Source organism: Acetobacterium sp. (assembly GCF_030652775.1).
Taxonomy (GTDB): Bacteria; Bacillota; Clostridia; order Eubacteriales; family Eubacteriaceae; genus Acetobacterium.
Window position 1 is genome coordinate 60,767 of sequence record NZ_JAUSPS010000064.1, and the last position, 14,014, is coordinate 74,780.

Genomic DNA, 14,014 nt, shown 5'->3' on the forward strand with positions numbered 1-14,014 from the left:
ATCAGCATTCCTCATCCAGAAAAATGCGGCTCCCCACGGCCGAGCGTTGTCCCTGATATTTTCCCTGATAGGGATTTAAGGCCATATCGTCCATTTGGGCAAAGACCAGCTGGCAGATCCGCCGTCCCTTTTCCAGTTTGATCGGCAGGCGATTGGCATTGTAAAGTTCCAGGGTAATCTCCCCTTCAAAGCCCGGATCTACCCATCCGGCATTCTGAATAAATAACCCCATCCGACCGATCGAGCTTCTGCCTTCAACAAAGGCAGTTAAGTTACAGGGCAGCTTGATGTACTCCATGGTTGTTGCCAAAAGAAAAGAATTGGATGGAATAATGATCTCATCCGCTTCCATGGAAATATACTTAATTTCATTCGTTAGCGTCATCGCCTCAAAATTATTCTCGTCCAGCTTTAAATAGCTGGTTCCTAAACGAATGTCCACCGAGGCCGGTTGCACCTGGCCCTTTTCCAGTGGATCGATAACCAGCTCACCGCTTTCTAAATATTTATAAATGGTTTTATCCGATAAAATCATGTTTCCTCCAAAATTTCAAAATTCTACGTACCTGTGAAATTTTCCCATTAATTGTATTATGGGTGCTGTAAATTTACAAGACTATTTTTAAACTGTTTCAGTGCCTCATCTTCAAGCGATTCTGACTACCTGATGACACTTATGTCATTTTATAGCGTCACGATGGTCACCCCAGAGCCGCCTTCATTCATGGCGCCCAGACGGAAATCTTCGATTAAGGGGTTCCCTTTCAGGTATTCATGAATGATCTCCCGAAGCCTCCCGGTGCCCTTGCCGTGGACAATGACAATCTGCTTATTGCCTGAAAGCATCGCATCACCGATCATCTTATCGACCAGATACAGCGATTCTTCACCATTTTTTCCACGAAGATCCAGCTTGGTATCCATCACATGGCGATCCACCTTTTTATAGGTGACCTTTTTCTCTTCCGGCTTGGCCAACGCCGTTGAAATACTCAGGTCGCCGACATCAACCTTCAGTTTAATCATCTCTGCCTGAACCATGGCTTTGTTTTCATTGGGAAGCAGGTTTAAAACCTCCCCTTCGCGACGCAGACTGTTGATATAAACCTTCATCCCGACGCTCAGATCATCCATCTCCAGAGCCGCCCCCTGATAGTCTTTGGGTCGGCTGCCAAATTGATAAATATTTTTCTCTTTTTCTTTGATGCGCTTGCGAATCGCTTCCAACTCTTTATTATCTTTAACCGCATTGGTCGTATTTTCCTGAATGGTCCTTATTTCCCGGTAAATTTCTTCGGTTTCGACCCGGGTTTTCTTAACGATTTCCATGGCTTCTTCCTGAGCTTTTTGCAGTAGCGCTTTTTGTTCGTCCGCAAATTTCTGTTTTTCCTGATCCATTTGCCGTTTCAGAGCCTCGGTTTCCTGCTTCAAGCGAATAATGGCATCATGTTCCGCTTCGGTGCGGCGGCGCTTTTCATCAATTTTAATCAGTGTTTCTTCAAAGCGGATGGCCTCGTTCTTGATCAGCTCCCGGGCATTTTCAATGACCTCCTCTCCGAGCCCCAATCGCATTGCGATTTCAAAGGCATTCGATTTTCCTGGCACCCCAATTAACAGGCGATAGGTCGGTCTCAGGGTTTTGACATCAAATTCAACACTGGCATTGACCACCCCCGGGGTGACCAGAGCGTACTCCTTCAGCTCACTGTAATGGGTGGTGGATACACTGGTTACCCGGCGCAGATGCAGGGCATTAAGAATCGAAATAGCCAGAGCGGCTCCTTCGGTGGGATCAGTGCCAGCCCCAAGTTCATCAAATAACACCAGTGAGTTATGGTCAGCTTTGTTCATAATCTCAACGATATTGGTCATATGGGAAGAAAAGGTACTGAGGCTTTGCTCAATGCTTTGTTCATCCCCGATATCCGCAAAGATATCAGCAAAAATCCGGGTTTTACTGCCTTCCCGAACCGGAACAAAAAGCCCGGACTGAACCATCAGATTGAGCAGACCGATGGTTTTTAAGGAGACTGTTTTCCCGCCGGTATTAGGCCCGGTAATGACCATAGTATCAATGCCTGCTTCAAAATAAATATCTGAGGCGACAACCTGATCGTCGGGAATCAAGGGATGCTTGGCCCGCAACAGCTCAATGACGCCGGTTTCGGTAACACTGGTTCTGACCCCATTAATGGTCAGACCATACTTGCCTTTACCGAACTGAAAATCCAGATCTACCAGCACATCATAATTGCAGATAATCTCATCCCGCAAATCAGCCACCTGCTGGGTGAGATCTTTGAGAATCCGGATGATCTCCTGTTCTTCTTCAGTGACCAGAATTTTGATATCGTTGTTCAGTTCCACCACCGCCATCGGTTCAATAAAGAGGGTCGCGCCACTGGCCGACTTATCCAGAACGATCCCGGGAACCTGGCTGCGGTATTCCTGCTTGACGGGAATAACATAGCGATTGTTCCGGATGGTTACGATTTTTTCCTGGAGTATTTTTTCATAAGCTGTTGAGCTGATCATATGACTAAGTTTTTCAGTGATCCGCTTGTATTTAAACTGCATCTCCCGCCGAATCCGGGAGAGTTCCCGGGAGGCGTTGTCAGCCATTTCTTCGGGACCCAGTATTTTTCGGCTGATTTCCTTTTCCAGTTCTTCACAGGTTTCTAGCGAAGTAAACAGATCCTTTAATAACATCAGGGTATCCATTTGCGTATCGCTGTGGTAATAATTATCCATATCCCGGGCGATCCGCAGCAGGGTCGCAATCGACAACAGTTCTTTCATCGACAGCATCGAACCAATGGCTGCCCGCTTGACATAATCACTGGTATTCGGCACATCTGCCAGAGGCGGACGACCGTTGCGGAGGATCATCCCCAGACTTTCATTGGTTAAATCAAGGCCCCGGTTGACTGCCGTCAGGCTTTCTAGCGGCAACAAATTTTTGGCTTGATCCTTTCCTCCCTGGGTAACACAATGTTCACCCAGACTTTTTAATATTTTATGATATTCCAAGACCTTCAAACTTCTTTGATCCATGTATTTATTTCTCTCCTCTATTTTACGCCTCGTTTAAAACTTCCCCGGGTGGTTCCTTCGGTTCCAAGCCCTTCGGGAAGACCCCAATGTTTGTCATAAATCCCCTGACTGTAATAGCTGATGATGGTCCTTAACTTTTCCATACTTTCGTTGTGATGCTGGATTCGCCAGGTGTCCACACCTTTTAGTTCCAGGATTTCTTCCCTTAAAAATAAGGTATCGCCATTATAGACATGAATCAGTCCCTGGTCATCCCGTTCTACCGGGAAAGCAAACCCACGCTCATCCACCAGCTTACCGGTCGTTTCCTGACGGCACAAACCGGTTGTTCCTTTTTTCTTTTCCAGACAGTTTTTACAGCCGAACAGACATTTTTTACTGACCATCAGCTCCTGCGAACCGTAAACTGGTAAAACCATGGCAATCTCTGACTGCTCGGTTATTTCTTTTAGCTCGATTTCATTAAGTTCCGGCGATAACACGCCGCCACCGACGCCCCACTCTTTTAATGCTCGGGTTGCCAGGGTATTAAACAGGTTAAACGACTGATCGGTCTCTAAATAAGATGAGGTTTTATTTAGCAGATGCAGGGCTTCATAATTGCCGATTAAAAAGCCATCCTGATTCAGCTCCTGGGTCACTAAGCGACGTACTATTTTAGTTAATTCGTCATCCATTATTTTAGGGGTCTTCAGTAACACGGCGATGCCCTGATCCTTTAAGAGGGCAGTTTTTTCCGCTACCCCCTCCCCAAGTAAAGGCAACACGACCTGATCCAGACCCAGTCCATCCAAAAGCGTTAAAAACTGGCTATCCGGCATTTTTTCGAATGCCAGTGAAACCCGTTTTTTCGAGTCTTCTAATTGTAGTTTTTTTAATCGTTCTGATTGACCTGCTAGTTCGTGTTCCAGTGGCACAATCGTGATCGCCTGATTTACCTCACCTGTGTTTCCGGTGTTTTTTTCTGCGCCTGCCAGCGTCTCCGCCAGTTTAATCAATACTTCTTTCCGTAAGGTGTTTAACTGGCTGCGGGACAGAAACACCCGAGCGTCCAATTCCATTTCTATGGTACCCAGTTCATAACCGGTGCCGCCGATTCGGGAAATTTGCTCCCGGACCATCGCTTCATCAATGGGATTTCTCAGGGGTACTTCGGGACTGAAAGCGGCTGTATAAGTGACCGCATAGCCCTGGGTAACCGCTGCTATTTCTGCCGGTCTGCCCTGCTTGAGGAGCAGTTTAAAGTTCACTGCGGAGCCTGGCTGCTCAAGGGATTGCGAGCCCAGTTGTTTAAGGCTATCCATTAAATTTTTATCCAGATTTTTATAAAGCGGCGTCCCTGGTGTAACCCCATATCGACAAGGAATGGCCACGGTTTCGCCACCAAGACCTTGTTCCAGACGACGGCCGGCCGGGGTGAAAATCGCATCCACCTTGGCTCCCGTTTTGCCGTCTTCGCCAAAAGATAAGCCATCTCCGATATGAAGCTGGGCATCCTCATTGAGACGAATCCCCAGAGGCTGATAGGCACTTTTATGATTCTGGTTTTTAGCGGTTTTAGAAAGGCTGACAACCTGGCCAATTAAAAAGCCCCGATTCTTGCCCACCTGGGCATTGAGGAGATCTGCTTCATTAAAAAGATGACCTCGGGTGAAATCCCGGTTAAACACCTGCATCACGGCCTGATCATCGATTGTTTTTTTACTCATCTCACCCGCCGCTGCATCAATGGCTTCCCGATAAGCCCGGGTAATCCCATAGACGTATTCTGGGGTTTTCATTCGGCCTTCTATTTTTAAGGAGTACACTCCCGAAGCCATGATTGTCTCCAGGTCGTCCAGCGTATTTAAGTCCTTGGGACTAAGGAGATAGCCTTCCTGAACCAGCCGATTGTTCTCATCGAACAGCCGGTAATTCTTGCGACAGGGTTGAGCGCAGAGACCCCGGTTGCCACTGCGGCCGCCAATCATACTGCTCATTAGACACTGGCCGGAATAGGCGTAGCACAAGGCTCCATGGGTGAATATTTTTAATTCAACCTTGGTTTTTTTCTTAATTTCAGTTACCTGGGTTAATGGCATTTCCCGGGGCAGCACCACCCGGGAAAAACCAAGTTCCTGGAAAAACAGTACCCCTTCCACGCCATAAACAGAAGCCTGGGTGCTGGTCTGGAGTTTGAATTCGGGAAAATAATGGCGGATTAAATAGATTAATCCCATATCCTGAACAATCAGACCATCCAGATTAAGGTTTTTCATAAAACTAAGGACGCCGACTAATTCGCTCATTTCACTATTTTTTATTAATATATTCAAGGTGATATAGACTTTCACCCGATGCTGATGACAAAGCGTGACCGCCTCTTTTATTTCTTCATCCGTCATGTTTTCAGCATTGCGACGGGCATTAAAGGATTTGCCACCAAAATACACCGCGTCCGCCCCGCCGTTGATGGCCGCAATGACCGCTTCCATTGTTCCGGCCGGTGCCAGCAGTTCTGGTTTTTTATTCATTTTTACCTCATGTTCCTATTAATTGATGTTTCACGTAACTTCTATGCAATTGATTATTATAACATATGTAGATAAAATAAAGAAGATTTGAAATTCTTTTTCGTCGTTCAATTCATTTATTACCGGTAGCCTTATTAATCTTGAAAAATCAGGGTAAAAAAAGTATCATAACAAAATGGAATTAATTGCAAACTGGTTTGATACGAGAGGAGTCATTAATGAAAATTTCAATCTTAACCCTAGGAACCCGTGGTGATGTTCAACCTTTTGTCGCCCTGGCACAAAAAGCGCTGGAAAAAGGACATCAGGCCATCATCTGTACCGGAAAAACATTCAAGCCATTTATAGAAGCAGCCGGAATCGAATTTAAAGAAGCGGCCAGTGATCTGATGGCGATGCTGGAAACCGAGGAAGGTCAAATGGTTTTCAAACACGCTCTTAAGCACCCCTTTCGCACCAAAAAATATCTGGATGAAATGGTTAATCCGGCCTTTCGACAAACCCTGGATCAGTTCTATGAGGCTGCCCAGGGCGCTGATGTGATCCTCTATCATCCCAAGGCCTTCGGTGCACCCGATATTGCCGAAGTTCTCGACATTCCCTGTATCAGCATTCCCCCGGTGCCGATTACCTTTCCGATTGATGAATTTCCCAACCTGGCCATCTCCCCCACCAAAAATCTCGGAAAGCGATTGAATCTCTGGACCTATTCAGTGATCGCTCAAGCCGAGCGATCAAGCATCAAAGAGGTCAATGATTTCAGAGAAAAAACCTTGCATCTGCCTAAACGCAAAAGCGGACTCTACACCTTTTCCCTGAAAGGCCAAACCATCCCCATTATTTATCCCATCAGCAAGGCCTTGTTTCCGGAAGTAACAAGCTGGGAGGGTCGGGTTCTGACGCCTGGTTTTTTTTATCTTGATTCCCAAGCCGATCACCTTGATTCAACATTAACTACCTTTTTAAACTCGGGACCGGCACCGATTATCATCTCGTTTAGCAGTATGCCCCTTAAAGCTCCGGAACAATTTAAAAACTGCCTGCAGGAAGCCCTTCATGCCACCCATCAGCGGGGTATCCTTTTATCTGGCAACAGCGGCTTTCACTTTGATGAGGATGAGCATCTGCTGACTATCGATGCCGCGCCCCATTCATTATTGTTTCCCCATGGAAAAGGGATCGTCCATCATGGCGGCGTGGGAACCATGGCAGCAGCCATCAAAAGCGGAAAACCACAGCTGATTATCCCCTTTTCGGTAGACCAACCCTTCTGGGCCAACCGCCTCTATCAACAAGGGTATGCACTAAAACCGATGAAGGAAAACCAGGTCACGACACAAGCTCTGATCCAACGCTTCATTCAGTTTGAAGAAGAGGCCATTCAATCAAAGGCTCAAGCCCTGAAGGCCATCATCGATCAGGAAAATGGAACTGAAACTGCCCTTGCTTTTATTGAGAACCATTGCCCTGGCAATGTGAAGAACCATCGATAAAGCAACTCTCATTTATTCTCCATCTAAAAAAGCAGCTCCGGTTGTTCACCTGAGCTGCTTATAAATAGTTTATGCTATTAAATCTCTTTATTCAATATGATAATCTTCATAACCCTTTTTGACTTTTTTAATTTGGGTAAAGGTTCGCTTCATACCAATCGACTGGATTACTAAAAATAAACCGAATATTCCAAAAGCAACACCGACAATCATCACAATAATTGTTGCCGGACCCATCGGATTAACAAAAGCGTAGATTCCAAACCCAATCAACGCCACACCCATGACGATTTTAATAATTCTGCCCACGTTTCCGGAATTTGCAGAAACAATCAATAGAAATATTCCGGTAATAATGGCCCAGATGCCGATGATAATGATGAAAAATGCCACAATCACATTGGGTGCTAATAAAAAAACAGCGCAGATAATCAGATCAAAGATACCTCTTCCCAGACTGAAACCGGTGTTGGCACCATATTTGTGACGTATCATCAATGCCGAGACGATATACACAACTCCCATGATACCGCGATACACACCAAAAACAAAAACCAGCAGGGTAATAGCATGATTACTGAAGAATATAGCAAATACGCTTAGTGCCATAAAACAAAGACCATCCAGCAGCATCAGCCACCACTTGCCATAAGACCGTTCCAGCATATCAATGCCCAGGGATTTCGTTTCACTTTGATTCATATGATAACCTCCATCATTTTTTCTGTGGCTATTTTGTATCCTTATTCCTTTTCCATGGCTTCAACTACCCGATCAAAGACCTGACCGGCCCGCAGCTTAACTGGGTTACAGGCGGCTACATCATCGCGATGATGTTTTTTGATGTAATCACAATCCAGACTGCCAAACTCTTTCTCGAATTCTTCGACTAAAAGTTTTGCTGCTCGCGTCATTTTAGCCTGGTCTGATGGTCTTTCTTCAGTGTATAAAGCGCCCAGAGCCGCCAATGATCCGGAAAAGGCACCACAGGTTTTCTCAGAATAAAATCCGGCTCCAAAGCCCTGAAGCATCCGAAAGCTTTCCTGCGGCAGATTTAAATCGTATTTTTCGTTAGCCGAACGAAGCAGTACCTCGGCACAATTCATATGGTACCGGGGTTGTTCTTCGACTGGTTTGTCTTTTCCAAAAGCATTATAAAGCTCAACATATTTTTCCATCTTTTCCTCCAAGGTTATTTTTTTAGCGTCATAGCTGGGACACATCGTTGATGTACTTATGATTATTTTACCACGATGCACCCCATTTAGCTAAACAAAATTGATGAGTCGGATGTTTTTTTTGATTTAATAAATTCTATAAACTGCTTTTCAGTTTTTCTACCATATCAAGTCGTTCCCATGGCAGATCGACATCGGTTCGGCCAAAATGACCATACGCCGCAGTTTGTTTGTAAATGGGTGCTCTTAAACCAAGGTTCTTGATAATCGCAGCTGGTCTGAGATCAAAATGTTTTTCGATTAACGCAATAATCTTATCATCTTCAATTTTTCCGGTGCCAAAGGTGTCCACATAAATTGAAACCGGTTTTGCCACGCCGATGGCATAGGCTAATTCCACTTCGCATTTATCGGCCAGACCGGCGGCGACAATATTTTTGGCCACGTGTCGGGCTGCATAGGCTCCGGAGCGATCCACCTTTGTGGGATCTTTTCCCGAAAATGCCCCGCCGCCATGACGGCCATAACCACCATAGGTATCGACAATAATTTTACGGCCGGTTAAACCGCAATCTCCCTGAGGTCCGCCAATGACAAAACGTCCCGTGGGATTAACAAAATATTTGGTCTCGGCATCCAATAATTTAGGATCAATCACTACCTTGATGACTTTTTCAATCATATCTTTCTCAATCGTTTCTAACGAAACATCGCTGCTATGTTGAGTGGAAATAACCACGGTATCAATCCGGGTGGGTACCCCATCATCATATTCCACGGTTACCTGAGTTTTACCATCTGGACGTAAATAATCAACGATTTTTTCTTTGCGAATATCAGTCAGTCGTTTGGCCAGCTGATGTGCCAAAGAAATTGGTAATGGCATCAGTTCCGGGGTTTCATTGCAGGCAAAGCCAAACATCATCCCCTGATCACCAGCACCAGTGGCGAGATCCGCTTCATTTGATTCCCCTTTTCGGGATTCCAGTCCTTCATCCACCCCCATGGCAATATCGGTTGATTGCTCATCGATCGCAGTGATAACAGAGCAGGTATCACAGTCAAAACCATATTTTGCCCGGTCATAGCCAATTTCCCGAACGGTTTCTCTTACCAACTTCGGAATATCGACATAACAGGATGTGGTAATCTCACCAGCGACCAGTACCAGGCCTGTTGTAACCAGTGTTTCACAGGCAACCCGTGCCATCGGATCCTGTTCGAAAATCGCATCCAGGACGGCATCCGAAATCTGGTCGCAAATCTTATCTGGGTGGCCTTCGGTAACCGATTCTGAGGTAAATAATTTTTTCATTGTGTTCTCCTTTTTAATAGCGTAATGTCCATTTACCTGATACCTTAATCACGAAAAAAGCCTCGTCTAACGACGAGGCTAATGTTCTACATTAAATCCCATCATTGCGAAAAATATCGCAGGTATTGGCACCATGCTTCATGCTGGTTGCCGGGTTTCATCGGGCCTGTCCCTCCACCTCTCTGGATAGGTAAATATTCAATTACTTTTTCTAAATCATACACATCATTATTTTCTTTGTCAAGCATTTTATTACGGGCTAAAGTTTTCTGCAAGCATGCCCCTGAACCACCCAAAAGTCATCTTTGAATCGATCTATAAGACCGTACATCCGTGATCAGTAATCACGACGTCATCTTCAATCCGGATGCCAATGCCCAGTTTTTCCAGATAGAGACCCGGTTCAACCGTCATCACCATTCCCGGCGCTAAAATCAGATCACCGGCCGGTCGCAGATCATGGGTATCCAAACCCAGCGGGTGACCAATACCATGATAATAAAACTCGGTGATATCGTTATTTTCGGGAACAAAACCGGCACTGCAGCATTTTTCCAGGAACAGCTCTTTCGTCTGATTCTGCAGATCTTTCAGCACTGCCCCCGGTTTATAGGCTTTAAACAGCTCTTTTTGAACCCCATCTACGATTCCATAAAGTTTTTCCTGCTGAGCCGTCATTTCTCCATTAACGGGAAAAGTTCGGCTTAAGTCGCCGCAGTAACCATCCACTCTCGCGCCCAAGTCAAAAAGAACCAGCTCACCTGATTTCAAGGGACAGCGATTGGACACATAATGTAGAATCGTGGCATTCTTTCCCGATGCGACGATGGTTTCAAAGGCTAGTCCCTCGGTTCCTTCTTTTTTGACAAAATACTCAAAAAAAGCGGCCAGTTCATATTCATAGATGCCTGGCTTAATTAATTTCTTAATCTCGCTGAGGCCTTGTTTTGTAACCGCATTGGCTCTGCCAATGGCACTGATTTCTTCTGCGGTTTTGATCAGCCGCAGCCCTGCCAAAATGGGATGCAGATCCTTTAATTTACATTGTTTGAGCACATTTTTCAAATCCGTATCCTCAGTTTTAAAGCTCTGATGTGACGGGGCTTTAAAATCAAAATACAATGTTTGAACCGATGCTACCCGGGCAATCTGTTGGGGCAAGTCTTTGATGTAGTATACTTCATCAATCCCCGAAACCGCTTTTGCCTCATTGCGACTGATCTTTTTACCCACCCATTTTTCTTTCAGCGGATCGGCTGCTTCAATGAAGAGTTGCCAGGACAGCTCGCCCCGATGATCTTTGGTCATGGCAAGCACCACCTCCGGTGCGCGAATACCAGTTAGATAATAAAAATTATTGTTGGCAAAAAAAGGATAATTTGCATCTTCGGTCATTTCTATTTCCCGGCCTGAAAATAGCATCGTTAAGCTGTTGTTTGCGAGTTGATCTGCCATTTTTTTTCTGTTTTCGGTGTAAAAAATCTGTGATAGTGCCATTTTTTCTCCTAATTTTTAAAACAACGACAAACCGCCCGCCACCAGTGCTGTGACAATAATACCCGCTGTTGCCGATCCCAGGGCTACCGAGATCATACTACGCTTAAAGTCCAGTCCGATCAGCGAAGCTGCCAGACAGCCTGTCCAAACCCCCGTTCCCGGCAAGGGAATGGCGACAAAAGCATACAAACCCCAAAACTCATACTGGGTCAATTTATCTGATTTTTTCATTCCTTTTGCAATAATCCAGTTAGCCATTTTGCCGAATATTTTTGTTCCCGACATCCATTTCAGGATCGCCGGAATAAACATCAAGATAAACGGTGCCGGTATGATGCTCCCCAATACACCCAACACATATGCCTGTAAATAGGGCATATCATATGCTAAAATTGCCAGCGGAATGGCACCTCTCAGCTCAACAACGGGAATGGCCGAAATGACAATGATCTCCAGCCAATCTGGTAAAAATGCCAAAAAACTAATAATTGCCTGTTGCATATAAACAAATCTCCTTTTAAAATCTCCTATTAAGTGTTAGAATGACTATAGAATGCCATTAAGACTATATTGTACCTTTTCTGAATGATTTTGACAAGCATCGGTTAAGTGACGGTTTCATCCGGCATCATGATAAAAACAGGAGAACCCAATGAAAAAAATTCTTGGCCCCCTTCGCCGGGGGGTTGAAAAATATGAAATGATTAAACCGGGAGACCGCATTGCCATCGGTCTGTCCGGTGGTAAGGACAGCACGGCACTGCTAGTTGCCATGAAACGCTTTCAGTACTTTTCCCCAGTTCCTTTTGAACTGGAAGGAATTACCCTAGATATGGGCTTTGGCGGCATGGATCTAACCCCATTGGTTGATTTGTGTGCCAGACTTGATATCCCCTATACCATCAAAAAAACCTTGATTGGCCCGATCGTCTTTGAAGAACGGCAGGAAAAAAATCCCTGTTCACTCTGTGCCCGCATGAAGCGCGGCGCCCTTCATGATCTGGCTATTGAGCGCGGATGTCGAACCATTGCCCTGGGTCACCATGCCGATGATGCCATTGAGACTTTTTTTCTCAGCCTCTTTTATGAAGGACGAATTAATACCTTTTCGCCAGTAACCTATCTGGATCGAAAAGACATCACCCTCATCCGTCCCTTAATTTTTGTTAAGGAACGGGACATCATCGGGGATCCAGAAATGAAAGCACTGCCGGTAATCCAAAGCACCTGTCCCGCCAATGGTTATACCAAACGGGAAGACATCAAAATCATGATTAAAAACCTCCGTAAAACCATACCAGATCTGGATGATCGGGTTTTGGGAGCCATCCAAAACAAGGAACAATTAAATCTGTGGTTTTAAACTATTATTAATAGTTTTTTATTACAGTAACGTTAAGAAAGCAGGTACGAAAATGAATGAAAAAATACTCGTTGTCGATGATGAAGCGTCGATTGTTGATTTAATAAAGCTGGAGCTGGAATTTGAAGGTTATCAGGTGGAAACTGCCAGCGACGGCATGGAAGCCGTCGAAAAAGCATTGGAGATTCGCCCGGATCTGATCGTGCTGGATATTATGCTACCAAAGAAAAACGGTTATGATGTCTGTCGGGAACTTTCTCCCCAATTAGGCGTTCCGATTATCCTCTTAACTGCTAAAACCGATATTATTGACAAGGTTTTAGGACTGGAGTTGGGGGCCGATGATTATTTGACCAAGCCCTTTGACAACCGCGAGCTGTTAGCCCGGATCAAAGCCCACCTAAGACGTTCAAGTATTACCATTGAGCCTCAGAAACAGGAGTCACTGCTGAAAAATGGCGACTTGAGCATTTATGCTGATGAGCGGATGGTTATGCTGGATGGCCAGGAAATCCATCTCACCCCCAAAGAATTTGAATTGCTCTTTTTACTGGCTTCCAATCTGGAGCAGGTTTTTCCCCGCGATACCCTATTGGAAAAAATCTGGGGATATGATTATTACGGGGATACCCGAACCGTTGATATGCATGTTCAGCGGATCCGCCGAAAAATTGACACCCAGGGCAATAAATACATCCAGACTGTTTTTGGAATTGGATATAAGATGAGGAAACTTTAATGCAACTAAGTTATCGGGTTCGAATGATCTTATACAACATCCTGCTTTTTGCTTTTGCATTTCTGATTGTTGTATTTTGTGTTTTTCAAGGAACCTCCTACTACTATATCAACCAAACAAAAGACACCTTGCAGAAAACAGCTCAGGACTCCACCTTATTTATCAGTCAGGAATTAAAGAATGTCCAGAGCTCTGACTCGCTCAAAAACAGATTTATTGCCAATAGTCTGTATCTCTCAAAAAGCATCTCCGAGAATGAAAATCATCGGGTCATGCTTTTTGATACCGAAGGAAATCGGATTGCGGATTCCGTTGAAGAAACCACAATCAATAACACCCTCAAAGCCGAGCTTGACCTGTCACTGGCTGAGAATGCCCCGGTATTTACCTTGAAATCGATTAACGATGCCAGTATGGCCTATTTCACCGCTCCGGTTACGATTGACAATACTGTCATCGGATACATTGGTCTTGTTTATTCAATGCACGAAATGGATACATTTTTGCATATTGCCGGCATCCTTTTTGCGATTGGCGGGCTGATTGGTCTGATGGTTCTTGTTTTCGTGACCATGTCCTTTGCCAAACACTTTTTTCAACCGATTAAAGATCTGACAAAAATCTCCAAAGAAATTAATAACGGTAATTATAATTTAACCATTTATTATAAGCACACCGATGAAATCGGGGATCTGACCCATGCTTTTAACGGCATGGTTACCAATATCAACAATGTTATCCTGCAGCTGGAATCTGAGCGAAAACGGCTGGCTGGGGTTCTGGCTTCGATTGATGATGGACTTCTGGCCATTGATAAAAACGGCAATATCATCACCTCAAACAGCTATATTAAAACCTATTT

At 44.8% G+C, this 14,014-nt stretch carries 12 protein-coding genes and 1 riboswitch; of the genes, 4 read left to right on the forward strand and 8 right to left on the reverse strand.

All coding sequences use genetic code 11. From position 1 onward, the window contains the following. Window position 1: 1 nt before the first annotated feature. From dcd to Q7J41_RS11730, 3 genes are all read right to left on the reverse strand, one after another. Window positions 2-535: a dCTP deaminase gene (gene dcd, locus Q7J41_RS11720; RefSeq protein WP_304888294.1), complete on the reverse strand. Its 534-nt coding sequence runs from the start codon at window positions 533-535 to the stop codon at window positions 2-4. A 149-nt stretch (window positions 536-684) separates the two neighbouring features. Next, a complete protein-coding gene (locus tag Q7J41_RS11725) occupies window positions 685-3,054 on the reverse strand; it encodes an endonuclease MutS2 (protein WP_304888297.1) in 2,370 nt (789 codons plus the stop codon). Between the two features lie 17 nt (window positions 3,055-3,071). Next, window positions 3,072-5,567: a U32 family peptidase gene (locus Q7J41_RS11730; RefSeq protein WP_304888299.1), complete on the reverse strand. Its 2,496-nt coding sequence runs from the start codon at window positions 5,565-5,567 to the stop codon at window positions 3,072-3,074. 218 nt (window positions 5,568-5,785) lie between these two features. Here Q7J41_RS11730 and Q7J41_RS11735 point away from each other — a divergent pair, with 218 nt between their 5' ends. Beyond that, a complete protein-coding gene (locus Q7J41_RS11735) occupies window positions 5,786-7,060 on the forward strand; it encodes a glycosyltransferase (RefSeq protein WP_304888301.1) in 1,275 nt (424 codons plus the stop codon). Between the two features lie 87 nt (window positions 7,061-7,147). Here the strand turns inward: Q7J41_RS11735 and Q7J41_RS11740 are convergent, their stop codons facing one another. The 5 genes from Q7J41_RS11740 to Q7J41_RS11760 all read right to left on the reverse strand — a co-directional run bounded on the left by Q7J41_RS11740 (window position 7,148) and on the right by Q7J41_RS11760 (window position 11,551). Next, window positions 7,148-7,762 carry an HdeD family acid-resistance protein gene (locus Q7J41_RS11740; RefSeq protein WP_304888303.1) on the reverse strand — a complete coding sequence of 205 codons (615 nt, stop codon included), beginning with the start codon at window positions 7,760-7,762 and terminating at the stop codon, window positions 7,148-7,150. Between the two features lie 41 nt (window positions 7,763-7,803). Then, window positions 7,804-8,238, reverse strand: coding sequence for a C-GCAxxG-C-C family protein (locus Q7J41_RS11745; RefSeq protein WP_304888305.1), 435 nt, complete (start codon window positions 8,236-8,238; stop codon window positions 7,804-7,806). 136 nt (window positions 8,239-8,374) lie between these two features. Then, window positions 8,375-9,553 (reverse strand): methionine adenosyltransferase, encoded by a 1,179-nt coding sequence (gene metK / locus Q7J41_RS11750; protein WP_304888307.1) that lies wholly within the window; start codon window positions 9,551-9,553, stop codon window positions 8,375-8,377. A 95-nt stretch (window positions 9,554-9,648) separates the two neighbouring features. Continuing rightward, a riboswitch (SAM riboswitch) is annotated at window positions 9,649-9,746 on the reverse strand. Window positions 9,747-9,868: 122 nt separating this feature from the next. After that, window positions 9,869-11,050: an aminopeptidase P family protein gene (locus Q7J41_RS11755; RefSeq protein ID WP_304888309.1), complete on the reverse strand. Its 1,182-nt coding sequence runs from the start codon at window positions 11,048-11,050 to the stop codon at window positions 9,869-9,871. A 15-nt stretch (window positions 11,051-11,065) separates the two neighbouring features. Then, entirely contained in the window at window positions 11,066-11,551 is a 486-nt protein-coding gene (locus Q7J41_RS11760; RefSeq protein WP_304888310.1) for a small multi-drug export protein, read from the reverse strand. 151 nt (window positions 11,552-11,702) lie between these two features. Here Q7J41_RS11760 and Q7J41_RS11765 point away from each other — a divergent pair, with 151 nt between their 5' ends. The 3 genes from Q7J41_RS11765 to Q7J41_RS11775 all read left to right on the forward strand — a co-directional run. Next, window positions 11,703-12,413, forward strand: a complete 711-nt coding sequence (locus Q7J41_RS11765; RefSeq protein WP_304888312.1) for a tRNA 2-thiocytidine biosynthesis TtcA family protein — start codon at window positions 11,703-11,705, stop codon at window positions 12,411-12,413. Between the two features lie 52 nt (window positions 12,414-12,465). Further along, window positions 12,466-13,152: a response regulator transcription factor gene (locus Q7J41_RS11770; protein ID WP_304888314.1), complete on the forward strand. Its 687-nt coding sequence runs from the start codon at window positions 12,466-12,468 to the stop codon at window positions 13,150-13,152. Next, window positions 13,152-14,014: HAMP domain-containing protein (locus Q7J41_RS11775; RefSeq protein WP_304888315.1), on the forward strand; the 863-nt coding region annotated here is incomplete at its 3' end. The genes Q7J41_RS11770 and Q7J41_RS11775, both read left to right, overlap by 1 nt.